Genomic DNA, 24,349 nt, shown 5'->3' with positions numbered 1-24,349 from the left:
AGAACGTCAGATTGCCCACTCAGTTACGCAACGTACTTTGTTCTACCCATCAATGACTGTGATGTTTATATCAAGAGCAGTTTTCACCACAACTCTATCTAACCCACTAGCGTCCACTTTGCTGCTAACCTCGATATCGACAGAGCCAAGCGTACCAAACTGCAGTTTTCGTACAGAATAGGCTTCATCAAGATAAGGTCGAATAACAATCTGGTTGTTTGGAACATCCATTTTTATCCCAAAGACAAACTCTATTAAAATACTGATAAGGCTTAGGCCACTCCAGCCAACAAAATCGCGCTTAGCAGGCTCTCCTGGGCGTGACAACTCGGGAGAGTAGTTCTCCCACACCGTACCGGTCTCACCATAGATAGCGGCGACGTGTTGTACATGGTTTAGTGCTATATCGAAGGCTAAATGATGGAAACCATGACACTCTAGCCCTTTCAACACCATATAATTGGTAGGCGCCCAAACCCCTCCTCGCCAATACCCACCGTCATCAGCGTAATGTTCACAGTCCGCGGCCATCGCTGGCACCCTGTGCGGACGTTTAAAACTACTCTCATCATCAAGGTGAGCGACGAAATCTGCCATATGTTCTTCCGGGACAAGGTCGGTTAGCAACGCCCAATATGCTGCGATCGACTTAATCGTAGAAAACGAGTCATCACGGAGCGTATCAAAATAGAACTGACGGGAGGGATCCCACATTTTTTGGTTGATCAGGGACTTGAGGTTGGCCAGCTCTTGTTTAATGCTATTAATGTCCTCTCCCGATTGAATCTCTTCATGTATTTTTACTAAAAGTGTTCCAGACAGATATTGTTGGAGTGTTACGTCAATCCACGATGAATGACTGTGGTGAGAATAATCTTGTTTTTCTTTTTCCACCCGTAATTGGTTGTCCATACCACAAGACCAACCACAACCCCAATAAGATCCATCTTTCCAAGTTCTGTTGTCTGCGATCCAACGATGTAGACCCAAAAGCGGCGGAAACACCTCGCGCAAACGTTGCAGGTCTCCCGTTAGCTCATAATGTTGCCACTCTGCCCAAGGCAAAATATTGGGCCCGGTTGATACTGGGTCATGTCGATGGAAGTGCTCATTTCCATTTTCAATCGAGATCTCACGACTAATGAACCCGTCCGGTCTCTGTTTAACATAGAGATTATCCAAGGTTTGGATAAATGGGAAACAGTGATTAGCGTATTTACCAAACATAGTGATAAATGCGCTATCCCACATAAACAAATAGTTGTTAAAGGCAGTATCGATAAAGTTGCTGACAAAACCATTCTCAGCAGTCGGCTGACGAAGGTTGCTGAATGCTATTTGCCATGTTTTGTAGTACCCTTCAACAACATTAGGGTTGGTGTCCCAGTTGATCTGCGGCAATCGAACGATGTGATCTTCAAAACAAGGTAACGACTGTTGTTCAACCGCTTTCTCCATGAATACATTGCGACTCTGGACTTCAGGGTCAACATATATCTCAATAAAGCCAGTACGCGCATCTTCGTCAACAATCACACCATTATTAAACTCTTTTCTAAAACGCATTTTGTCGTTTCCTATTTCACGGTCACTCTTCTTGCAGAACCAACCTTCATCCATAAGCAAGACTCAGATCGACTCTTATCTCTTACAGTGCTTACCATTTACCTAGTATTAACCACCTTCGTTAACTGCCTTTTTTTATCGTGCTCTCGGCTTAAGGTGCATAACTTGTACAATGCGATTCAAGCGACTCCACGGCACAGGCAACGCCACAGGATTCTGTTCGGAGAACCACCCAACATAGCGGCTATCGTTGTAGCTAAACCAAGTGCTATTGTAATAAAGAGGAATATGAACAAGGTACTGCGCGTAATACATTTCGATTTGGTCAACGATCACTTTTTGAGCCGATTTATCAACCGTCACAGCTAACTCATCAATGAGCTTATCTATTTCAAGGTTAATATGATTGGTCATACCTGTTGACCACCAATTTGCAGTATTTGCATAGCGTGAGTGCGTGGTATGTTCATAGAACTTCCAAATTGACGACTGAATCGAGTTACCGCAAAAACAAGCGTCAAAATTATTTGACTCCCAATTGGATACGTACAGATTGGTTTCAGGGGTAGTGACATTGGCGTTGATACCAATGTCACGCAACCCTTCAACCGCAATCGACGCGTTGTTAATCCAGTCTGACCACCCACTTGGCACTTGAACGATAAAATTCAGCGGTTTTCCGCTTGGGGTTTCTCGGAAACCATCTCCCGTTACATCTTTAAAGCCACCAAGATCCAAATATTGCTGAGCTTGCTTTAGGTCATATTGATAGTATTCAGCCCAGATATTGTCAGCTTTCTCATTGCGCCACTCCCAAAGGAACGGGGGCAGACCAGAGGCAGGGTTATTCCCCGTAACATAGCCATAAACTCCGATGTCAATCATCGCTTCTCGATCCATAGCTAAGTTAAAGGCTTTACGGAAATCTAGATTATCGAACGCCTCCCTAGCACCTTCATTCTGGGTCTGATAGTTTAGGGTGATTCTTACGCCATCATAAGAAGGGAACCAGTATTTATTCCCCTCCGCCTTGTCCACAAACATACGTTCTACATCTGGTATAAACAGGCTGTTCCAGTCAGTTTCTCCCTTTGTCATCAGCTCTAAACCATTATCATTGGTACTAAACTGAGGAAACTCGACACAAGGAACGGCCAATTTGTCGTTCCAGTAGTGATTATTTTGACAAACAATATAGACTTGTGGGTTAAAGCGTTCGATCTCAGTGAATGGTCCCGTACCAACAGGGTTAACGTTGGTATACTGCGCAGGTTGATCTATATTTTCCCAGATGTGTTTGGGTACAATTAGAAATGATTGATCAATAACATCAAACTGTGCGAAAGCATTCGGCTTTGCCAGATGAAGTTTAATTTTATGTTCACCTAACTTTTCTACTTTTGTTACTTTCTTGCCCATCCCACTCAAGTCAATCTCGGGATGTTTCTGCATATACTGGTAGGTAAAAATAACGTCATCAGCGGAAAAGTTTTCTCCATCCGACCATTTGACTCCTTCTCGTAAAACCACGGTTAGTGATGCTAGGTCATCCGACAGTTCATACCCCGTTGCTAGCCATGGGAAATCTTGGCTACTATCCAACTTATTAAACACATAGAGTGGTTCATACATTAGATCTGTAACATCGCGACCTCCTACCCAAGGGTTGAAGTTTTTTACCCAACCTGTAGTTCCTTCGCTCAAAATCTTAAGGTTAGGTGCCTTATCTGATTGCGCGAAGGTTGGCGTTGAGACACTGAATAACAAAGCAAGTGCAGCTATCCCGACTTTTTTCATAACGATCCTCTACTTTAATTTGCTTATAACGACCATCCTATTACTCGACGCTCAACGTAATCTGTATGGTTCCATTTCAATAATCACTGAACCCACTTTAATGAGTTACGTAAATACTTACTTAAACTTCGATCACAAGAGAAAACATTTACAAATTGATTTGTGCTATTTATGAATGACATTACATTTATGGCTCACATATGAAACAAATGGGAATGGCGGAGATGAAAGCTCAAAATAATGACTATAATTCAATGATTTAACTCATTACCCAGAAGGAAACTTTGTCGATTTAAGTTGGAGAGATAAAGGTGACGGATAGGGAAAGAGCTTCACTACATTGCAGCGGACTTGCTCAGATCTAACAAATAAGGATTAAGCGCTGCGCAGCCAGCGTTAAATCCCAAAACTAAGTGATATGGATCATTAAAGAATCAGGCTGTTTGACCTATTTTTAGTTTCACGGGTAATACAACACCAACGGGTTGTTCACCAGCAATAGCAGACTCCAACAATATTGCAGCTTTTTCAGCTATTGCATTGACGTCTTGTTTGATGGTTGTCAGTTCTTTTGAAAAACGTGGTAAGCCATCAAACCCCACAATAGCTATGTCTTTTGGTACATTAAGCCCTCTATCTTCTAGGGCAATTTTTATACCTATCGCCACCTCATCACTTTCACAAACCAGAGCATCAAGTTCCTGTAGGCTTTTTGACTCGATGGTTAAAAAGTAACGATATGCAACCAGCTCGGCACTGTGCTTTTGTTCTAAATGAAATTCGATGGTGGGCAGCTGTCGTTCAGCCATGGCAGAACGATAACCTTGTAATCGATGTTTATAGACTAACCCATTACCAGTATGAGTCACACAGCCAATCCGGTTAAACCCCCGCTTTATAAGATACTCTACCGCCATTCGTTCACCATTGAAATCATCGGGCGCAACCCAAAACTGATTGGCAACACTCCCAATTGAAACAAAGGGTATGCTTTTAGCTACTAAATGCTCGACACGGGGATCGTTCTCAATCACGTTCAGCAACACCACGCCAGCCAATTCATTACCTGCCATTTCACCAGTATTGACTGGTAATAGTCGCCGACCCGTTCTTTGCAGTGCAAAAGATAATGCGGGCCACAACAATCCCATATAACGTGACTCCTCGATAACATCGCTACCAATGGAAACCGCCACGATTCCAGATTTAGGCGGCAACATTCTCAAAGAATGAGGAACGTAACCTAGCTCGCGACAAATACTCAGTATTTCTTCTCGCTTGCTAACACTAATACCTGGCTTATCATTCAAGGCACGGCTGACCGAGGCGATAGAAACGCCGGCCAATTCTGCGGCACGTTGGATAGTTGCTTTTTTATTCATTTAAGACACGCTCGATACACTTTCAAATCAACCAGATGGTCGTTATATCCTATTGCAGCCTTTTGTGTGACTCAAGTAAAAGTTTACGGTTCACATGTCGCTATCAAAAAACTAGCCCGTGACAGCCAAAGTATATTATTTACGCCTAGAATAGTGGCTTGTAGATACAAAAAAGACTCCACCAAGGGAGTCTTTTTTGTCCATAATTATCGTTTAGTTCACTAGCGATTGTACCAACGAATATTCGCCAGAACGGTCGTTAACTCACCTGCTGTAAATAGCATAAACGGTGTATCTAAATACGCCAATTCAACGCCTTGTTCTACGAACCAACCCACAGGTATGTTAACGACCACGAACTCGTCTAGAGTTTGTAACTGAGCACTGATATCAAGCTTAATCACATCATCATCAATCTTGTTCTCTGTCCATTTCTGTAATGAGAGATAAACGGGATGCGTAGCAGCTTTTGACACTTTCACTTCAAAGCTCAGTGTACCTTTCTCAGAACCATAACCGGTTAGGTTCTCAACACCACCGTCACCTGTTTGGATATAGGCAGCAGCAAACCCACCTTTGAACGTCAACTCTACCGCATCTTGCTGCTGCTGATAGTTATACGGTTTGGTATCTATCGTTCTCAGAGACATAGGATTGTTGCGCGATACATCGCTGCCGATCCAATGAACAAAATCGGCGACTTTCAGTTGGAAATCACCAATTGTCGATTTGATACCGTATATCTCTGTAGCACTATCGGCGACACCTTCACCCTGAGTACCAGCCTCATCCAACTCGATCTGGTCAAGGTCGGCCTGTTGAAGCGTATCTGAATAGTTGAGTCCGTAGCCGTATTCAAATAACGGAGCGTGCTCACCCAATGGAGATTGCTCCAACTCAGACACCTGATAATCTGGAATATGTGGCGGAATACGGCTGACCGTTGCACTTCGTTTTTTATTTGGCCAACTGTATGACAGCTTACCTTGGAAGTCATAACGAGCGTTACCTTGAGCGTCAGCAATCAACACATCTGTGATGCCCTCACCTTCACTTCCTGGAAGCCAAGCAGCGACAAAGGCATTCGACTTAGCTATCTCTTCATTTAAGTACAAAGGACGACCGCTGTAGAATACGGTAATCACTTTAGCACCCAGCTTGTGTAACTTGTGAATTTTCTCTACATCAGCCTTGTAGCTACGTTTAAGCTTGCCAAACTCAAGTGTTTGCCAGGCCTTGATATCACCCATCATTTCAGCGTAAGGATCTTCACCAATGACTACAATTGCAACATCGCCTGCTTGAATAGTCGACTCTAGTTGCGGATCGTAAGTGACATTGTCACAACTCAGTTCATTGACAAGAGCCATTTTGAACGTCGTTGCTCCCGGGAAATCATCAAGTGTATTCTCATCACCCTGCCACGTTAAGTTCCAACCACCAGACTGCTTTTGTAGGTCGTCTGCAGCACTACCCGTAAGCAATACTTTTTGATTTGGATTCAGAGGTAATAACTGATCTTTGTTTTTTAATAACACCAAAGATTTGCGTACCGCTTCTCGTGCTACTTCTCGATGCTCTGGCGCACCCAATAAAGATTGCTTGCCTGCTAGCGCTCTCTTTTTCGGTGAAGGCTTATCCCATAAACCAGCACGCATTTTGACGCGGAGAATACGAGTAACCGCATCGTCGATACGCTCCATTGGAATTACACCTGACTTAATGTCTTCTAGCGCTTTGTGGTACACCGCTATCCAGTGCTCATGCACCGGAACCATTAACACATCGTTGCCTGCATTAATCGCATACGTTGCATCGCCGTCGGTACATTTGCTAACTTCCGCATGCCCATGCCAATCCGTGACAATAAGACCATCGAAGCCCATTTTGCCTTTGAGCACATCATTTAGAAGATATTTACTACCATGAATCTTATAGTTATAGCGCTCACCCACTTCGGGATTGTGGTCATAATTCGCTTCATTTTCCCATGTATTGAATGAAGACATGACTACTTGAGCACCGGCCTCTAGACCGCTGAAATAGCCCATTGCATGGATATTTCTGAGTAGATCTTCTGAGTAGCCATTTTTACCTCTGTCTACCCCAGTGAGCGTACCGCCATCTCCAACCCAGTGTTTCACGTTAGAAATCACATGATGCTCACCTTTCAGATCATCCGCCGTACCTTGAAGGCCCGTGACCATTTTAGCGGCATAAGCGAAGGTGATTTCAGGATCTTCAGAGTAACCCTCGTAAACACGTCCCCAACGTAAATCACGTGGCGTTGCTACTGTTGGAGCAAAGGTCCAGTCTAATCCTGTTGCTGCAACTTCAACCGCCGTAATTTTGCCAATTCGTTGAATCAACTCAGGGTCGCGTGCTGCGCCTAAACCAATGTTGTGCGGGAAGACTGTCGCGCTAAATACATTGTTGTGACCATGCACTGCATCAGTCGCCCACATAAATGGAATACGGAATGGCCTATCTGCATAGGCTTCTTCAATCGCATGCCAGAACTCATCCGCTTTATCGCTCCAATCTTGAGCGCTAGAGTGCTTATTCTCGTTTGGCCATGCTCCGCCGCCATTCAATATTGAGCCTAACTTGTATTGCTTAGCCTCTTCTGGGCTTACACCGCGAAGATCCGGCTGAATCATCTGACCCAGTTTCTCTTCGGTAGTCATCTGAGCCACAATGCTTGCGACTTCGTTTTCTATTGCAGCGTCTTTAGCGATTGCAGATTTAATTTGTGGCCATTCTTTAAAGTAAGGTGTTTGATAAGACATCTTGAATTCCTAAATACAAAACTATGTGAATAAATGACAACGAGTAAAGTGATTAGCTGAAATTTCTACCGGTTCAGGCAAATACTGCGAACATTCCGCTTTCGCCTGTGGGCAACGCCCTGCGTACGGGCAACCTTTCTTTTCAGGTGACCACATTGGTGTTTCCATCGAGCGGTGCGTTGGTAGTTTCTCGTGAATGCTGCGGCTCGGATCCGGCACCGCCGCAAGCAATAACTGGGTATACGGGTGTTGTGGGTTTTGCGTGATTTGCTCTGTATCTCCCCACTCGACCATATGACCGCAGTACAACACTATGGTGTCTTCTGCAAAATAGCGTGCCGTAGCAATATCATGGGTGATATACATAAATGACTTGCCCATCTCATGCTTCATGCGATTCATTAAGTTAAGCACACCAATTCGAATCGAGACATCCAACATTGACGTTGGCTCATCCGCCAGAATCACTTTCGCACCTATAGCCAGTGTTTTTGCCAAGAAAACACGCTGACGTTGACCGCCTGACAACTGATGTGGAAACTTATCCAACACTTCTTGCGGCGGTGTTAAACCCACTTGGGTTAGGATTTTTATTAGGCGATATTCCATTTCTTTACCCGGTTTTAATCCGTGGTAAATCTGCATTGGACGCATCAGGTGATAGCGAATCGTATGCAGCGGATTTAACGAACTGAACGGGTCTTGGAATACCATCTGTACATCGCGTCGATATGCATCTAGCTCTTCTCCAGAGGTAAATTCATCGATGTTGGTGCCGTGATAATAGATACCACCTTCTGTGGCCTTGTGAATCTTAGTCGCTATTTTTGCACTGGTACTTTTGCCACACCCAGACTCCCCAACCACTGCTACACAACGCGCTTCACGTAGTTGGAAATTGAGTCCATTAACAGCACGTAAGTACTGCTTTGGTGAAAAAATAGAGTCACCTTTTTTGCGAAAGTCGATGCAAAGGTCTTTGGCTTCCAAAATAACCGGATGCTTTGCATCCAATGCCGCTTGGTCAATATGAGGACTTCTTGCATTCATAATTACGCCACTCCTTCGGCTTCAAGTTGTAGTGGAGTATGACAAGCCACCCAACGCGACTCTCCTAAGCTGACCAAATTAGGTTCTTGTGTTCGGCACTGTGCAGTGGCTTTAAAACAGCGAGGCGCAAAACGACAGCCTGAAGGCACATTTTTTAGATCGAGAGGCGAACCTGGAATTCCTTTCATCTCTTGTAACTCACCTTTTAACGTCGGGAATGAGTCACCCAAGCCATGTGCATAAGGATGGTTTGGTTGCTGCAAAATGATCTTCGATGGTGCGAGCTCCACCAGTTGACCTGAGTACATGATGCCAATACGGTCACATAGCTCCACCATCAAACTGAGGTCATGGGTAATAAACAAAATAGAGAAACCAAAACGCTCTTTAAGCTCATACACTTTTTGCAGGATTTCGCGTTGTACCACCACATCAAGTGCAGTAGTAGGTTCATCCATAATAAGTAGCTTTGGATTTAGAGCTAACGCCATAGCAATGACAACTCGTTGTCTCATACCACCAGAAAACTGGTGTGGGTAGTCAAACAGACGCTCTGTTGGAATATCTACGATACGGAGCAACTCTTTCGCTTTCTCAATGGATTCCTCTCGGCTAGATACCAAACCATGAGCATCGAAAATATCAAAGAACTGATATTCAATGGTTTTCACTGGGTTTAAACAGTTCATTGCGCTTTGGAAAACCATCGACGTATCCTTCCAGCGGAAGTTTCTTAACTCATCGTCATCCATTTTCAGTACATCTTGACCTTCGAATAGGATTTCACCTTCAGAGATCAATGCAGGCGGTCTGTGCAAACGCATTAGCGAGTAAGCAATAGTTGACTTACCGCAACCTGACTCGCCCGCTAGCCCTAAAATCTCGCCACGGTTAATGTGAAAGCTGACGTTATTCACTGCACGAACTTTGCCATCAAAAGTCACGTAGTCGACGCAGAGATTTCGGACATCCACCAACTTAGACGTTTCTGTATGTGTGAAATTAACCATTGGTACTCTCCATTTCTAAGCGCTGTTGCTTCGCAGCTTGTTTCGCTGCTTTCTTCTCTTCACGACGATAACGGGCCATGATTCGTTGAGCTTTCAGTTTCGGGTTTGATATTTCATCAATCGAGAAGTTGATAAGCGCTAGACCAATGGCGACCGATGCTAACGCAACAGAAGGGGCCATAATTTCCCACCACGCACCGATACGTATCGCAGAAGTTTGGTCGGCGTTGTACAACATACCGCCCCACGTCACTGCAAGAGGGTCGCCCAACCCAATAAACTCTAAGGTCGCTTGCGTCATAATGGCGTAGATGACCGTACCAATAAAACTACTCGCCAGAATCGACATCATATTTGGCATAATTTCAGCAAACAGCATTCTCGGTTTGGTTTCACCCATCACTTCAGCGGCGTGGACAAAGTCCTTATTTCGAATCGCTAAGGTCTGAGCACGTAGTACGCGAGCTCCCCACGGCCATGACGTCGCACCAATTATTATCGCGATAACCAGAGGCGATACTTGGTCTAAGAACGCAGCCAATACCAGCATTAACGGTAGGCTTGGAATAACCATCACTAGGTTAGTAAAGAATGATAATACGTTATCAATCACACCACCGAAGTAACCGGAAGCGATACCTATCACCATCGCCATTACAATCACAAACGTGCCAGCGACGAAGCCAACCATAAGCGAAACGCGACCACCGTAAAGGAGCTGAGACCAGACATCACGTCCCATTCGCGTCGTACCTAGAATATTGTCTGGGTTTGGAGCTTGGTGTGGTCGACCAACGCGAGCTCCCGGCAATACATCGGTAAGCAGCGGTGCAAAAACACACATCAACACCACTGTTGCGACTAAGAAGATCCCAACCGCAGCTTTGGGGTTATCCAAGAAAAATTGTTTAGCCATTTTAAAGTATTTCATGCTCTTAACTCCTTTAACCCAACTCAGTGCGAAGACGTGGGTCAAGCACGAACAGCAGTAAATCTGCGATAAAGTTAGCGCCCAATACCATGATGGTCATGATAAGCAGGTAGCCTTGAATCAACGGGTAATCACGCGCAAGCATGGCTTGGAACATGACCTGTCCTAATCCCGGGTAATTGAATATGATTTCGATAATCAGCGAGCCCGCAAAGATGGCGCCAACCGACATAGCAAATGTAGTGATCATTGGCAGCACTGCGTTGCGCGCACCGTATTGCAACATCACCTTTTTGTCTTTCACACCTTTAGCCCAGCCCATGACAATAAAGTCTTCACCAAGCTGGTTGATCATGTTGGAACGCATGCCCATAACGTTGCCCATTCCAAGCAGTACCATGCTGAACAATGGCAGTGCTAAGTGATAAGCCACACTGCTGACAAATTCAAAGCTCATTGCAGGATCGAGCGATGGGTCGTACGCATAACTCGTCGGAAACCAGCCGAGATCTGATGCAAAGATAAAGTACATAAGTAGAGCCATTACTACGGCAGGAATCGACGATATCACTACCGAACCCACAGTGATGACAGAATCGACCCACGTGCCTCGCTTCCAAGCCACCCAAATACCGAGCAACGTTGTGATGGTATAAGACACGACAAGGTAAGAACCAACCAACAACAACGTCCACAACATGCCACGGCCAAGAACATCAAATACAGGTTGGAAGAAACGTGTCGATGTTCCCCACTCACCCGTCATGATGCTTTGTAGGTAAGTTAAAAACTGTTGAAACAGTGGAGTATTGGTGGAATAACCATAAAGAGCTTCAAGAGAAGCGATGGTCTCTGGTGTAATTTGCCCACCATTTTGTGCAAGACGCCCCAAAAATGATTGAATTGGGTCACCAGGCATCAATCTTGGCAAGAAAAAGTTAATGGTTACTGCGGCGACAAAGGCCAGCAAATAGAAGCCAAATCGGCTTAATAAATATCTCATAACCTAAATTCCAATTAGACTTTCCCCTCAGCTCCCCCTTATGGGGAGCCGACAAGTAAGAGAAGTGAGAGAAAAAAGCGCAGCCTCCCTCGCTCAAGAGACCACGCTAAACTGGATTAACCTTTCGGTTTTAGGTTCATTAGGTGAACAAGACGGCTCATGCCATTCCAAGGTGCAGGGTGACCAATTTGATTATCTTCATTAGCCCAACCTTCGAAGCGAGAGTCGTTATATGCATACCAGATACCGTTGTAGTAAAGAGGAATTTGAATCACATTTTCGGCAAAGTAACGTTCTACGTTAGCCGCAATTTTCTTCTGTTGATCTTCGTCTTTAGTCAAACCTAGCTCTGAGATCCACTGGTCAAGTTGTGGGTCAACATAGTTACTAACGGTAGTAGACCACCACACTGGGCTTTGTACGTATTCAGAACCCATAGTGAAATCGTAGAACTTCCATACTGAAGATTGCATCGAACCTGCACCGAATGTGGCATCGAAGTTCGCTGTTTCCCAGTTTTTCGCATACGCATTAGCTTCTGGAGTAATTACCGTTGCATCGATACCTGCCATGCGCAGACCTTCTACCGCAATAGAAGTGTTGTTTACCCAATCACTCCAACCACTTGGTACCTGGATCTTAAAGGTTAACTTGCTACCATCTGGGTTCTCAACAAAGCCGTCTCCATTAGTATCTTTGTAACCGCCGTCTGCTAATAACTGCTTAGCTTTGTTAATGTCGTACTGGTTCACTTCAGCCCAAGTTTTGTCGGCTTGTTCGTCACGCCAATTCCACATACCTTTTGGTAAGTTTGTTGCTGGGTTTCCACCGACAACGTAACCATAGGAGCCAATCATCATCATGGCTTCTCGGTCCATTGATAGGCTTACAGCTTTACGGAAGTTCACATCATGGAAGGCTTTATTTGCGCCTTCATTCTCTGTTTTGTAGTTGAATGTGATTCGAACACCATCGTTTGATGGGAACCAGTACTTGTTATTTGGATGTTTAGAAACAAACGTACGCTCGATATCAGGAATAAAGATACCTGCCCAGTCCACGATTCCTTTTGAAAGCATCTCTAGCGCTGCATCGTTACTTGAGAATTGCGGGAACTCTAAACAGTCAATTTTGAGGTCTTTATTCCAATAATTTGGGTTACGACACTGAACATAAACTTGTGGTGTAAAACGCTGGATTTCTGTGAATGGGCCCGTGCCCACTGGGTTATCATTCGTGCTTTGGGCTGGCGAATCATTACCTTCCCAAATATGTTTAGGGACGATACGAACCGTTTCACCAAGAACATCGCGCGCTGCAAACGCATTCGGTTCTTTTAGATAGATTTTAACTTGTAGGTCATTAACCTTCTCGACTTTGTCAACTTTACCGCTGACACCGCCGGTATCGATCTCTGGATGTGCTTTCGGATACTCGTAAGTAAACACAACATCATCAGCCGTGAACGGTTTCCCATCAGACCAAAGAACACCCTCACGAAGATCAACAGTCAGTACCGTCAAATCATCGCTCAGTTCATAGCCTGTTGCTAGCCAAGGATGGACGTTTTTCGAGTCTAAGATATCGAAGATGTATAGCGACTCATAAGCAAAGTCTGAACGACCACCAAACCAAGGGTTAAAGTTACGCACCCAGCCAGTTGAGAATTCATTGAGAATCTTCAAGTTTGGCATGGAAGACGACTCTTCAGCGTGAGCGGGGATAACCATTGATGCAGCAATTGCAGAAGTAAGAAGCAGCGTTTTTTTCATCTATCTATCCTTGTTTATGAACTGTGTAGGCGAAGTTCGTTATCGTTGTTTTTCAAGGATACTAGCGAGGAATTCGGTTTATAAACGTGACTAAGACCACATTGGATCGGCAATGGGTTGCCTATTTGTTAAAACTAAAAAGCGTTGCACAGAAACCTTCTCACTCATGAAACTTTTCTATAATTTGCATAATTTAACTTATATTAATCATTGATTTAGGTTGAAATATTTCATGAAAATTCATTCTCTGGCTATTCAAGCTCACGCTTTTGGGATCAGAAATAGGCAATAGTGTTGCTATTTGTTAATCCACCCCCATAACCTTAAGTAATAAAGCGAACGATTAGGCACATCAATGCAACAACAAGAGCAATCCAGAGCTAAGAGCAAAAACTTAGGTATTCTATTAGAACTGGTTAACTTCATTCGCCCTTACCAAGCCAAAGTATTTGCGGCTCTGGTAGCACTCATCTTCACCGCAGGCCTCACTCTCTCTGTTGGTCATGGGGTTCGAATCTTAATTGACCAAGGCTTTGCTCAGCAATCACTGCAAGACTTGGGTAATGCGATTCAATTTATCATGTTGGTCACCGTGTGCATTTCCATTGGCACCTTTTTTAGATTCTATTTAGTTTCTTCTGTTGGTGAACGCGTCAGCGCAGATATTCGCCTCGCGGTATTCAATCACATCATTACCCTGCATCCGAGTTATTTTGAGACCAACGGCAGCGGCGATATCATGTCTCGAATCACCACGGATACGACGCTATTGCAAAGTATCATTGGTTCTTCTTTTTCTATGGCAATGCGCAGTGCGCTTATGTGTATTGGTGCGATTATCATGCTGTTTGCCACCAACATTAAGTTGACGCTCATTGTGTTAGCATCGGTTCCGTTTATTTTGATTCCCATCTTGTTCTACGGGCGTCGTGTAAGAGCACTCTCACGTCAAAGCCAAGACTCTATGGCGGACGTAGGCAGCTACGCAGGCGAAGCGATTGAACATATCAAAACGGTCCAAAGTTACAGTTTTGAGGCGCAAGAGCGTGCGGCTTTTGCTGAGGAAGTAGAACGGGCTTATGACATTGGACGTAGGCGCGTTAAGCAGCGCGCTATCTTGATTTCTGGCGTTATCGTTATTGTTTTTACTGCTATTGCTGGCATGCTTTGGGTTGGGGGCAGCGACGTGATCCACGGCACCATGTCAGCCGGTGACCTTGGTGCTTTTGTTTTCTACGCCATTATGGTGGCTTCTTCTTTAGCGACCATTTCAGAAGTCTTAGGTGAGTTGCAACGCGCTGCAGGCGCAACCGAGCGCTTGGTCGAAATCCTGCAAGTTGACAGCCATATCAAGGCGCCAGAAAGCATCTTCAATGCTACCAATACGCTGCGATCTGAAGTTACCTTTGACGATGTAACCTTCCATTACCCTTCCCGACCTTCTCAATCTGCCACTGAACGGTTAACCCTCAAAGCAGACGAAGGCAAAGTACTTGCACTCGTTGGACCGTCTGGAGCAGGTAAAACAACGGTATTTGAGCTTTTGCAGCGTTTCTACGATCCTCAAGCCGGACAAGTGAAGTTAGGTAATGTCGATATTCGAGAGTTTGACCCTCACGAACTTCGCAAGCAAATGGCCCTAGTTCCACAACAGCCCGCTTTGTTTAGTCACGACGTCTTTCACAATATCCGTTACGGCAATCCAGACGCGACCGATGAGCAAGTAATTGAAGCAGCGAAAAAAGCCCATGCCCATGATTTCATCATGCAGTTGCCAGATGGCTACCACAGCTTCTTAGGAGAAAGGGGCGTGCGACTTTCTGGAGGGCAACGCCAACGCATCGCTATTGCGCGCGCTATCCTCAAAGATCCAAAAATCCTTCTGCTTGATGAAGCCACAAGCGCCCTCGATAGCGAGAGTGAACATCATGTACAACAAGCATTAGAAGAGTTAATGGTCGGAAGAACCACTATCATCATCGCGCACCGTCTTTCAACCATTCAGCACGCAGACCAAATTGCGGTGTTAGACCATGGTCGTTTGGTCGATATTGGCGATCATCATTCGTTGCTAGAAAATTGCGAACTATATAAGCGTTTGGTGGAGCTACAGTTTAAACAGCCCATCGTGAGATAATAGCGGCAGTTGTACAAATCATTAATGTAAGAGCCCTTGTTTGGTCAAATCCAAACAAGGGCATAGAAGTTTCTATTCGAACCGCTACCAGTGGATATCTAGATCTTGGTTCAAGTTGTTTTGTATATCACCCCACTCGTCCATTAATTCAGAGGCTTTTCGGTGTGAAATCGGTTTAACCAGCGTTGAACCAGCATGATCTTTCAGGTTGAGCGTATAGGTTTTAGCATTAAGGTCGGCCGTTATACTGTGGTATTCGTCAAGACACTGCTGTTTAGTTTTGTTAGGTCCCCATGCTAACGTCAAATCCGTTCCGTTAATATTCATGCAAACCGCAAGCGAGCTACAATCCATCGCATTCTCCTTGTCGTTAGTGTAGTCACTCTATGAAGCTAGCCAAGTCTGGTCATTTCGCCAACACAAACTGTCAAATCTTGAGTAATCACTCATTAATGCGCTAACATTTACAACATCCGTCACTGTAACTCTTCGACTCCCCTGCTCTTTTTCAGGTTGAGCAGAGTTCCAAAATAAATGCCCAAACTCAAACCCTGTCATTCCTGCGAAGGCAGGAACCTACCTAAAACGCCCACTTAATCATATGGTCCATTTCGCAAACTGAGTGACGAGGCTAGCTTATTATTGCCCCTTTCAGAGTTGAACTAGTGACTGGGAAATACTCAAACTCAAAGCCTGTCATTCCTGCGAAGGCAGGAATCTACTGACAACGCCCACTGAATCATGTGGTCCACTCCACAAGGTGGCTGACGAAGCTAGCTTATTTTTGCCCCAAAGTGAGTTAGAATCAGTGCTCTACAAAGTTTAGGTGTGTGTATTTTCCCTACCATATTTAATCCTACTTTAAGATTTGCTTAGGAAGTGATGATATGGATAAAGTTCGTTTTTAGGTAATCTAAGAACAACGATAGCCTATAAGGCACATGCTTACGTGTTGGGTACATTCCGTAAATATTGACCACTGGAAATTCAGCAACATTTTCTATTTTGACTAAGTCGCCATCGCTTATGTGTTTATTAACAAATACGCTCGGTATCATGGCGATACCCATTCCATCCACAGTCGCTTGAATAAGCGTATTTGTGTCTGAAATTACAGCTATCCACGGTTGTCGATACGAAAGGCTTTTACCATCGACAGTAAGCATCCAGTAGTCTCCATCTCTTGAGCTTCCCATATGTAGGCAGTCATGTTTTTTTAGCTCTGTGTAATTAGAGGGGGCTTGATATTCATCTATATATGATGGAGCGGCATACAAGCCAAAATCGGACTCGCCAAGCTTAGTCGCAATATAAGATGAATCTTGTAACTCGAATGCGAATCGAATACTAAGATCGATCTCCTCTTCAATCAGATTTGACTTACTGTTAGATAAGGCGAGATCAAATCGAATCCCCGAATATTCTGTTCGAAATTCTTTAATAGCTTTCATTAGAAACGGGCCCATTGCATCAGGAGCAGACAAGCGAATAAGACCTTCTGGATTATTCTGATGGGCGGTTGTTAGCGAGTCTTCTAATTGCTCTATCTGGCTCAATACGGTTTGCGCACCCTGATAGTAAGCTTTTCCACCTGAGGTAAGGTGCATACTGCGTGTTGTACGATTCAGAAGTCTAAATCCTAACGATTCCTCCATAGCGGCAATATGTCTGCCGACTATTGCTGGGGTAATACCTAACGCTTTAGCCGCCTTAGAGAAGCTGCCTCTATCGACAACCGTACAAAATAACTGCATATTCCGATACTTATCCATTCGATACCTTTAGTATTAAGTGAAGTTACTTTTGGCTGTATTGTTCTACTTGGTAATGTTAATTATCTTTTGTTTCATCTTCAACGATGAATAGGAAAGAACAATGTCTATTACTTCAAAGCTCACTACTTTAACTCTGACGCTAAGCATGGTTGCTGGGGCTAGTGCAGCCGATGGGTTTGACCCGTCGAAGCCAGTATTAAAAGAACTAAAGAATGGTATCTATCAGTACTCCCAGTTTTTTTATAACAGCCTGATTGTTGTTACAGACGAAGGCGTGATTATTACTGACCCTTCAGGCGATGCTCGTTCTGCACAAATGATGAAAGAAATCCGTAAAGTGACAGATAAGCCAGTCAAAAAAGTTATTTATTCCCATGATCACTTTGACCATTCCCGTGGCGGCAATATCTTCAAGCAACAAGGCGCAGAATTTATCGCTCAAGAAAATTGCTCAGACCTTCTTTCTCGTGATTTAGAAGATAAGGTGGCTTATCCAACGACTACCTACAAAGATGACATGACAGTTTCGTTAGGGGGAAAAAACGTCGACCTACATTACTACGGTAAGAATGATGGCAATTGCATGAGTATTGTTCACATGCCTGAAGACAAAGTATTAGTTGCAGTAGATTGGCACTTGCCACAATACCTAGTGAGTTCTGGGCGTTTAATCGAGCAGGACTACGTAGCCACATTGAGTACGATTAAGCGCGTACGTAAAGAGCTAGAATTTGACACCATCATAAATGGTCACATCCCTGTCGATTCACCAGAACTGCTAGAAGAGAGTGAAGAGTTTGCTCAGGCTCTATTCGATGCGGTTTGGAAAGGGCTGCAAGATGGCAAATCAGTTGATGAATTAAAAGAGTCGATAAAGCTGCCTGAATTCAGCCATTGGAATGGTTATGAGGAACATTTGCCTGCTCATGTTGAGCGCATGGCTTACTCAATTTGGCATGGTAATTAGTAGGGGGCGAATGATGAAACTGCATGTATTTGATAGCTGCCCATTTTGTGTTCGTGTTAAGACCGTTGTTGGGCTTAAAAATATTGATTGTGAAATTAGCCCGATGACTTTGGGGCAATTACCAGAGTCGTTAGCGGGGAAATTAGAGAGGTTGACTGTCCCTGTGCTTAAACAGCGGCAGCATGATGGTGAGCACACGGTGATGGTCGAGAGCCTCGACATTATCCGCTACTTGGATCAACAAGGTGAACCAATGTTCACACGTTACGAAGTATCAGAAGCATTGAATAACCTTCTAAAGCGGCTTTACCCGACCTCTGGACAGCTTTTGTACCCGCGCATGCCACAGCTTAACCTCCCTGAGCTGTCTACGGCAGACGCCCTCAGTATGTTTGTTGAGTCACGCAAAGGCGCATTGGGCCAATCCATTGAGCAGGCGTTGGAGAGAACAGAAGAGTACCTTTCGGTGCTTAAACAACTCTTGGAAGAGCTGGATTCCTTGCTCGATATTGATGCTCTTGTCTCTGGTGAGCGCAAGTTGAACATTGACGACATTGCTGCATTTTCTGAGCTGCGAAACTACACAATGGTAGCGGAATTAGAAATGAGTGAGCGCATGATGAGCTTTGTTAGTTTCATCGCATCACGCTCTGGTATGTCATTGTATCCACCGATAAGTAAGTAAAGGAGTTTAAGATGGCAGGTAACAAATTTTTCCAACTGCTGGTTATTTTTTCTCTCATACCTCTGGGGCCACTGGCTATTGATGTCTACTTGCCATCTTTTCCACAGATGATCGAGGCTTTTGCTGTCTCTGAGAGCGAAATAAGACAGACTATTTCGATTTACGTTCTGGCTCTGGGTGTGAGTCAACTCATTGCGGGCCCTGTTTCTGACCGCAAGGGGCGTAAGTTCTCTGCCATGCTTGGGCTAATCATGTATGCAGCAGGTAGCTTGCTGGTTGTAGCATCTTCCTCTTTAGAGATGCTATACGCAGCGCGAGCTCTGCAAGGTGTAGGCGCTTCATTCACTATGATCACCGCCATGGCTTGGGTTCGAGACAACTACGAAGGTGACGTTGCAGGTAAGTGGTTAAGCTATATGGGCGGTGTAACCAGTGCAGTGCCAACCATTGCGCCGCTCATTGGCAGTGGGTTGGCTCTTTTGTGGGGGTGGACAGGTGGCTTCTATCTCATGGCTGGTTTGGCTCTGTTGCTGTTTATTATGTCAGCTATCGCACTTCAATCTAAGAAGAGTGTTAAGGCTACGGTTAATGTAAAAGATACGCAGGCGCTTAAATGTAACGTGCGCGATATATTAACCAATCGTACATTTTTGGTGTATTCACTGACTAACATGCTCAGTTTCGGTGCGCTGCTGACTTACATTTCAGTAGCTCCAATTGTTGCAATTAGTGAGGGTGGATTTTCTCAAGTGCAGTTCTCTCTTATGTTCGGCATGATCGGAGGAGTTCAAATACTTGCTAGCCTTATTGCGCCTAGATTGATGAGGTCGTTTGGCCGCAGGAATACTGTACGATTTGGTGCCACTGTTATCACTGTCGGAGGTATGGGTTTGTTGTTTATTAGCTCTAATGCTACTTATCTGTTCTTTGCTTTATCGGCATTGGGAGCAGCAGGCTTCAGCCTCTTATCTGGCTCTGCTACATCTCTTGCGCTTGAGCCCTTTAAATATTGTGCTGGCTTGGCAACATCTATCGATGGTTTTTTCAGAATGATTGGAGGAGCATTGCTTGTCGCTGTATCGGGACTTTTGGGGGTTAGTAGTATCTCTACACTGGCCATCGTCATGCTGTTGTCACTAGCATCAGTTCTATTAGTCACGGTAGACAACCAAATAGTACAGAGAACTAACTCAAGGTTAGGCTCGCACCTAAATTAGTTGCTTTGAATTTGACGAGCAGAGCATGACTAAGCGCTAGATGTTAAAGGCCTTAGCTAATTGATAAGAGCATTTGCAATGCCTAACCTAACCTTTTTACTTCTAATTGAGTAAGTCACTGGCACGTTCTTGTCCGCCAACGTTTCAGCTCTTCCTGAACTCTACTAAATATGGCTGCCAAACTTCAAGTGACCAACGACACTAGGAGGAGGTCATCATGAGAAAGTTATCTTCTGGTAAATGCAGTGGCATCAAAAGGCCATTTAAGCTTGAAGAAATCTGGCGAATTAGAACTAGGTTGGAGATTGAAAACGATCTGATGCAGCTTGCACTTCTGAATCTAGCTATAGATAGCAAGTTAAGAGCGAGTGATTTGCTAATGCTACATGTTTACGATGTTTCTTCACAAGGAGTCATCTATGAAAGGGTTCAGTGCATCCAACAAAAAACGGGCACCGATGTTCACTATGAGATTACTCCGAGAACGCAGCAAAGTATTAGCAGATTGGTTTTTGCAGCATCCCTAGATGCAAGCAGTTTTCTATTCCCAAGTAGCCGACGCTCAGGGCAACCTATCAGCTACTCATTCTATCGTTCAATTATCAGAAACTGGGCTGAAAAACTGGGTTTAAATGCTGACTATTACGGCACTCATTCCATGCGTCGCACTAAAGCCACTCTAATCTATGCCAGAACGAAAAACATCAGGGCCGTACAGATCTTACTTGGACATTCGAAGCTAGATAACACAATTCGATACCTTGGTGTTGAGCTAGAAGACGCTCTGAGGCTATCTGAGAAAACAGACTGCTGAAAAGCAGGGTCTTCTATAGGCTTTTCTTCTGAAAAGCCTGTGCCCCTTTTCGTGTCAATAACCTAAATCCAAATCCGGTCATTCCTGCGAAGGCAGGAATCTACTGACAGCCCCCGCTGAATCATATGGTCCACTTCGTAAACTGAGTGACGAGGCTAGCTTATTTTTGCCCCAAGATGTGTTTAGAGCGCAAGAAACCATCATGAGATTTATTTGTGAAACAAGCTGTTCCCCAATTGTCCAACAGGTTATTGGACAAACTCTAGTAACCAATTATGCTAGAGGGTCTTGCACAATTGCGAAACAGGTTGTTTCGTAAATCACCTCTGCTCCAACCCAGCTCTGATCTCGTCGCTTCGGCAATAGAACTAACTAATGTGCAAAATATGCACATTGCTTATCAAGCAACTATCGAGGATTCCTCGGTAGTTGAACTGTTGCAATTTTTGCAATAGTTGCCCGAGTAACGAGAAAGCTCAGTGATTGCAGATTCTGCAACAACTCATATCTGTCCCATTATCAGTCTTACCGTTGTAGGGAGCGTCATTCCATAAATGAAATTTCCCCGAAAAAAAACTTATGGTAAAGGTAAATGGTATCACCAGACCAATGCGGACATAAATGGAGCAACGTTGTGTGTTGTAAGCCGACATGTAGTGTACGATAGGCAAAAAAAAGCACCATAAGTATAGATTTGGTGCTTGATACACGACAACAAGGAACTTAAAGTTACGTCCAACAGACTAGTATGAGAACTTTGATTTTCAAGTTATTTACACTGACTATTTCTGAATGTCATAGTAGGGTGAAATCAATTCAACTAAATACATAACCAGACTTGCCATGGCTAACAGATAAATGGCAACTTTATTCTGCAGGAGTATCAAAGTAAAAGACTCTACCCAGCAAAATTGCTTCAATGATATCTTTGTGCTGTTCAACTATTGAGGCTGATATCTCAGCATTTACCGCAAATTCTAACATCGATTGATTGCCACAAAGATAGTTAGCTTTTTCGGCGGCATTTAATGACTGAACGTAGCTGCAAGCCTTGGCGAAAGTTTGTTGCTTCGACACGATTAATGAATGCGACATTATAGTAGAATCAATCCGTATTACTCTGATTATATGAGCAGTATTCTTAAATTTTATATCAAACAAATATGTCGATGTTTGAGTCGGGTCTCCCGTAGGGGTTGTCAACTATGTCATAAGGTGTTTTATTGCAGTGTGGCAACACGTCCCCCTTATAACATTCGAACTCCACCTCTGTTGAAACATAAAAACACCCATCAATTTCAATTGTCTCTTGTATATAAAGCACCTTCATTTTTTCCATAGTCGCTCCAATGATTTCCTCTAGCGGCATAAAAAACCACTGGCTTGTTTTTGGTTATGGCTTTCTCGACTATGCCATCTGACCAAAAAGCGTAAACGAGTGCGCATGACGACAAATGAACCGTTTGCATTGCGATAATGTGTCGCATGCTGCTCCTCGCACATTGACTGCCATTCTTAGTTTAAGTAAAGGTCATTCTGAATATCAATCAAGACTAATTTTTAGGAAAAATCATATTGTAAAAAGCGATTGATTATCTAACCTATAAAATACTCAATATTATTCATGAGGTTATTATACGGGGATGACTATTTTTTCTAATGAAGAATGGTTTAGCATCGTAGAGGACGGTGAGTTTTGGGATATACATGGAGACGAATGTTGAGTGTCAGATAGAAATAGATGATGGTTCTGAATACCAATCGGCCATTAAAGTGTATGTTCTGTAGGAGTCGTTGATGTATGGACAAACCAGAGTGTGTGGAGTTACATCTATGTATTAAAACAAGCAGAGGTGGATTTATCTTAGCCTCCAGCAACACCTCAAGAGCAGAGAGCATCACCTATTGGCTCATGACTCCCAGAGAGAAGCGTAAAGTTGAGTACTATGTGGTTCTAGTTCGGGATGAACAAGCAGTAGACTTTAAGTTCATTTCGAAAGAGTGGGCTGACTTTTTGCTAGAAAAGTGGAGATAGTACTTCTTTGTAAATGTTCTGCGTGATAAGGAGGCAGCAGCTGATTAGGATCGACCTCGGTAGCGCAATATGGTGATCACTTCAAGGGATGGGGAGTTTCTTTTGTTATGAAGGCAGTAAAGACATTACATTAATTTATACTAATATAATAATGTTAGTTCTATGTTGCTAAGTCCAGCGTTACATGTGTTGCTAACTAGAGTTTGGTAGGAGACCATTATGAAAAAGATGATCGTGTTATGCTTGCTCTTTCTCTCTATGGATGGAGAAACGTCTGAAAAGCAATTGGTTTATCTTGTTTCAGATTTGAGAATACCCTTTTGGGAAATTATGAGTAGAGGAGTTACTTCGAAAGCAAACGTCTATGATTACGACGTGCTTGTCCTCTCTGCCAGCAATGATGCTAAACAAGAATTAGAAAATCTTGTAGTGGCCATCGATATGAAGGCTGATGCCATCATCATGTCTCCTACGAATTCTTCTGCCGCGGTGACCTTGCTTAATTTGGCAAAACAAGCCCAGATCCCTGTCGTCATTGCCGATATTGGAGCAGAGAGTGGCGACTACTTGTCCTACATAAAATCAAACAATCTCCAAGGAGCCTATGATTTAGGAAAAATGCTTGCAGCTAAGATGGAGCGTAGCTCAAGTGTTGACGGCACCGTCGGTATTATCGCTATTCCCCAGATGAGAGTGAATGGTCAACAGAGAACACAAGGTTTCATTGCTGCTCTTGATGAAAGTGGTATAGACGTTAATGGCCTTTATCAGCAAGTGGATTTTAGTTATCAGGAAACATTTGATTATACAATCGAAATCTTAACAAAAAATCCTAGAACGCGTGCTATTTGGCTACAAGGTTCGAACAGGTATCAAGCTGCTCTTGATGGTATAGCGAAAATGGGTAAAGAGAAGGAGGTTTTGTTGATTTGTTTTGATGCAGAGCCAGAGTTTCTGGAGTTGCTCAGAACGGATGTTATTGTTGGAGCTGCGATGCAACAACCTTTTAAAATAGGAGAGCGTTCAGTCGAGACTGTTTATGAGTTTTGGCAGGGCGCGAAGATTGAATCAACTCAAGAGCTTAAGGTGCTTGCTGTGGACAAAAATACCCTTGATAGCCAAGAAGAAGAAATTAAAAGAAATGTCCTCGGTTTGGATTAGAAAGGAACCTGATGGGGAAAATGAACGCTTCTTCCAAGTCCGTCGCTCTCATAAGAGTGACCATGCTAGTTATCATGCTCAGCATCAGTCTCGTGATAGCTATCTATACAACGATTACTCTTTCAATTGATAAACAAGCACTCTCAAAGCACATCAATAAACAAGTTGAAATGAGCTTAATTACACTGAGTAATAATATTGCTCCTTTGATGCAAGCGTATGCTATTAATGAATATAAAAAAATCATCTTAAATGAAG

20 protein-coding genes are annotated in these 24,349 nt (G+C 43.8%); 8 read left to right on the top strand and 12 right to left on the bottom strand.

Annotation, left to right across the window (positions count from 1 at the left end; translation table 11 throughout):
* Positions 1-42: 42 nt before the first annotated feature.
* The 9 genes from VME0621_RS00105 to VME0621_RS00065 all read right to left on the bottom strand — a co-directional run bounded on the left by VME0621_RS00105 (position 43) and on the right by VME0621_RS00065 (position 13,300).
* Positions 43-1,566: an MGH1-like glycoside hydrolase domain-containing protein gene (locus VME0621_RS00105; RefSeq protein ID WP_157769582.1), complete on the bottom strand. Its 1,524-nt coding sequence runs from the start codon at positions 1,564-1,566 to the stop codon at positions 43-45.
* Positions 1,567-1,701: 135 nt separating this feature from the next.
* Entirely contained in the window at positions 1,702-3,363 is a 1,662-nt protein-coding gene (locus tag VME0621_RS00100; protein WP_062461113.1) for an ABC transporter substrate-binding protein, read from the bottom strand.
* A 434-nt stretch (positions 3,364-3,797) separates the two neighbouring features.
* On the bottom strand, positions 3,798-4,745 hold the full coding sequence (locus VME0621_RS00095) for a LacI family DNA-binding transcriptional regulator (RefSeq protein WP_062461110.1): 948 nt from the start codon (positions 4,743-4,745) through the stop codon (positions 3,798-3,800).
* A 221-nt stretch (positions 4,746-4,966) separates the two neighbouring features.
* Positions 4,967-7,534 carry a glycoside hydrolase family 3 protein gene (locus VME0621_RS00090; protein ID WP_062461107.1) on the bottom strand — a complete coding sequence of 856 codons (2,568 nt, stop codon included), beginning with the start codon at positions 7,532-7,534 and terminating at the stop codon, positions 4,967-4,969.
* A 21-nt stretch (positions 7,535-7,555) separates the two neighbouring features.
* Entirely contained in the window at positions 7,556-8,584 is a 1,029-nt protein-coding gene (locus VME0621_RS00085) for an ABC transporter ATP-binding protein (protein WP_062461104.1), read from the bottom strand.
* A 2-nt stretch (positions 8,585-8,586) separates the two neighbouring features.
* Complete coding sequence (locus tag VME0621_RS00080; protein WP_062461101.1) at positions 8,587-9,594, bottom strand: ABC transporter ATP-binding protein; 1,008 nt, start codon at positions 9,592-9,594, stop codon at positions 8,587-8,589.
* Positions 9,587-10,525: an ABC transporter permease gene (locus tag VME0621_RS00075; protein WP_062461098.1), complete on the bottom strand. Its 939-nt coding sequence runs from the start codon at positions 10,523-10,525 to the stop codon at positions 9,587-9,589. The genes VME0621_RS00080 and VME0621_RS00075 overlap by 8 nt, the downstream gene beginning before the upstream one ends.
* Positions 10,526-10,538: 13 nt before the next feature.
* Positions 10,539-11,528, bottom strand: a complete 990-nt coding sequence (locus tag VME0621_RS00070; protein WP_062461094.1) for an ABC transporter permease — start codon at positions 11,526-11,528, stop codon at positions 10,539-10,541.
* Between the two features lie 116 nt (positions 11,529-11,644).
* Positions 11,645-13,300, bottom strand: coding sequence for an ABC transporter substrate-binding protein (locus VME0621_RS00065; RefSeq protein ID WP_062461093.1), 1,656 nt, complete (start codon positions 13,298-13,300; stop codon positions 11,645-11,647).
* Between the two features lie 355 nt (positions 13,301-13,655).
* On the opposite strand from VME0621_RS00065, the gene VME0621_RS00060 reads away from it, so the two are divergent.
* Positions 13,656-15,437 (top strand): ABC transporter ATP-binding protein/permease, encoded by a 1,782-nt coding sequence (locus tag VME0621_RS00060; protein WP_062461090.1) that lies wholly within the window; start codon positions 13,656-13,658, stop codon positions 15,435-15,437.
* 84 nt (positions 15,438-15,521) lie between these two features.
* Here VME0621_RS00060 and VME0621_RS00055 read toward each other — a convergent pair whose 3' ends face one another.
* Positions 15,522-15,791, bottom strand: a complete 270-nt coding sequence (locus VME0621_RS00055; RefSeq protein WP_006069509.1) for a hypothetical protein — start codon at positions 15,789-15,791, stop codon at positions 15,522-15,524.
* Between the two features lie 518 nt (positions 15,792-16,309).
* Positions 16,310-17,209 (bottom strand): LysR family transcriptional regulator, encoded by a 900-nt coding sequence (locus tag VME0621_RS00050; RefSeq protein WP_065311636.1) that lies wholly within the window; start codon positions 17,207-17,209, stop codon positions 16,310-16,312.
* A gap of 103 nt (positions 17,210-17,312) precedes the next feature.
* Here VME0621_RS00050 and VME0621_RS00045 point away from each other — a divergent pair, with 103 nt between their 5' ends.
* From VME0621_RS00045 to VME0621_RS00030, 4 genes are all read left to right on the top strand, one after another.
* Entirely contained in the window at positions 17,313-18,179 is an 867-nt protein-coding gene (locus VME0621_RS00045; RefSeq protein ID WP_062461087.1) for an MBL fold metallo-hydrolase, read from the top strand.
* 13 nt (positions 18,180-18,192) lie between these two features.
* Complete coding sequence (gene grxB, locus VME0621_RS00040) at positions 18,193-18,864, top strand: glutaredoxin 2 (protein WP_062461084.1); 672 nt, start codon at positions 18,193-18,195, stop codon at positions 18,862-18,864.
* 11 nt (positions 18,865-18,875) lie between these two features.
* The gene (locus VME0621_RS00035) at positions 18,876-20,081 is read left to right on the top strand and encodes a multidrug effflux MFS transporter (protein ID WP_062461081.1); all 1,206 of its coding nucleotides are present in this window, start codon (positions 18,876-18,878) and stop codon (positions 20,079-20,081) included.
* 217 nt (positions 20,082-20,298) lie between these two features.
* On the top strand, positions 20,299-20,895 hold the full coding sequence (locus tag VME0621_RS00030) for a tyrosine-type recombinase/integrase (protein ID WP_062461079.1): 597 nt from the start codon (positions 20,299-20,301) through the stop codon (positions 20,893-20,895).
* Positions 20,896-21,762: 867 nt separating this feature from the next.
* Here VME0621_RS00030 and VME0621_RS00025 read toward each other — a convergent pair.
* Entirely contained in the window at positions 21,763-21,990 is a 228-nt protein-coding gene (locus VME0621_RS00025; protein WP_065311635.1) for a hypothetical protein, read from the bottom strand.
* A gap of 706 nt (positions 21,991-22,696) precedes the next feature.
* Here VME0621_RS00025 and VME0621_RS00015 point away from each other — a divergent pair.
* The 3 genes from VME0621_RS00015 to VME0621_RS26740 form a co-directional block, all read left to right on the top strand.
* Positions 22,697-22,930, top strand: coding sequence for a hypothetical protein (locus VME0621_RS00015; protein ID WP_062463950.1), 234 nt, complete (start codon positions 22,697-22,699; stop codon positions 22,928-22,930).
* Between the two features lie 219 nt (positions 22,931-23,149).
* Positions 23,150-24,091: a substrate-binding domain-containing protein gene (locus VME0621_RS00010; protein ID WP_065311633.1), complete on the top strand. Its 942-nt coding sequence runs from the start codon at positions 23,150-23,152 to the stop codon at positions 24,089-24,091.
* 11 nt (positions 24,092-24,102) lie between these two features.
* A partial coding sequence (locus VME0621_RS26740) for a hypothetical protein (RefSeq protein WP_197498241.1) occupies positions 24,103-24,349 on the top strand: 247 nt, incomplete at its 3' end.

This window comes from Vibrio mediterranei (genome assembly GCF_900088415.1).
Lineage (GTDB): Bacteria > Pseudomonadota > Gammaproteobacteria > Enterobacterales > Vibrionaceae > Vibrio > Vibrio mediterranei.
Note: the sequence above shows the minus strand (reverse complement) of the source record. Positions and strands in the feature narration are given on the sequence as shown.

Excerpts from the sequence above, each read along its gene's own strand:
- VME0621_RS00105 (WP_157769582.1), bottom strand. The coding sequence starts at position 1,566 with ATGCGTTTTAGAAAAGAGTTTAATAATGGTGTGATTGTTGACGAAGAT.
- VME0621_RS00100 (WP_062461113.1), bottom strand. The coding sequence starts at position 3,363 with ATGAAAAAAGTCGGGATAGCTGCACTTGCTTTGTTATTCAGTGTCTCA.
- VME0621_RS00095 (WP_062461110.1), bottom strand. The coding sequence starts at position 4,745 with ATGAATAAAAAAGCAACTATCCAACGTGCCGCAGAATTGGCCGGCGTT.
- VME0621_RS00090 (WP_062461107.1), bottom strand. The coding sequence starts at position 7,534 with ATGTCTTATCAAACACCTTACTTTAAAGAATGGCCACAAATTAAATCT.
- VME0621_RS00085 (WP_062461104.1), bottom strand. The coding sequence starts at position 8,584 with ATGAATGCAAGAAGTCCTCATATTGACCAAGCGGCATTGGATGCAAAG.
- VME0621_RS00080 (WP_062461101.1), bottom strand. The coding sequence starts at position 9,594 with ATGGTTAATTTCACACATACAGAAACGTCTAAGTTGGTGGATGTCCGA.
- VME0621_RS00075 (WP_062461098.1), bottom strand. The coding sequence starts at position 10,525 with ATGAAATACTTTAAAATGGCTAAACAATTTTTCTTGGATAACCCCAAA.
- VME0621_RS00070 (WP_062461094.1), bottom strand. The coding sequence starts at position 11,528 with ATGAGATATTTATTAAGCCGATTTGGCTTCTATTTGCTGGCCTTTGTC.
- VME0621_RS00065 (WP_062461093.1), bottom strand. The coding sequence starts at position 13,300 with ATGAAAAAAACGCTGCTTCTTACTTCTGCAATTGCTGCATCAATGGTT.
- VME0621_RS00060 (WP_062461090.1), top strand. The coding sequence starts at position 13,656 with ATGCAACAACAAGAGCAATCCAGAGCTAAGAGCAAAAACTTAGGTATT.
- VME0621_RS00055 (WP_006069509.1), bottom strand. The coding sequence starts at position 15,791 with ATGGATTGTAGCTCGCTTGCGGTTTGCATGAATATTAACGGAACGGAT.
- VME0621_RS00050 (WP_065311636.1), bottom strand. The coding sequence starts at position 17,209 with ATGGATAAGTATCGGAATATGCAGTTATTTTGTACGGTTGTCGATAGA.
- VME0621_RS00045 (WP_062461087.1), top strand. The coding sequence starts at position 17,313 with ATGTCTATTACTTCAAAGCTCACTACTTTAACTCTGACGCTAAGCATG.
- grxB (WP_062461084.1), top strand. The coding sequence starts at position 18,193 with ATGAAACTGCATGTATTTGATAGCTGCCCATTTTGTGTTCGTGTTAAG.
- VME0621_RS00035 (WP_062461081.1), top strand. The coding sequence starts at position 18,876 with ATGGCAGGTAACAAATTTTTCCAACTGCTGGTTATTTTTTCTCTCATA.
- VME0621_RS00030 (WP_062461079.1), top strand. The coding sequence starts at position 20,299 with ATGAGAAAGTTATCTTCTGGTAAATGCAGTGGCATCAAAAGGCCATTT.
- VME0621_RS00025 (WP_065311635.1), bottom strand. The coding sequence starts at position 21,990 with ATGTCGCATTCATTAATCGTGTCGAAGCAACAAACTTTCGCCAAGGCT.
- VME0621_RS00015 (WP_062463950.1), top strand. The coding sequence starts at position 22,697 with ATGGACAAACCAGAGTGTGTGGAGTTACATCTATGTATTAAAACAAGC.
- VME0621_RS00010 (WP_065311633.1), top strand. The coding sequence starts at position 23,150 with ATGAAAAAGATGATCGTGTTATGCTTGCTCTTTCTCTCTATGGATGGA.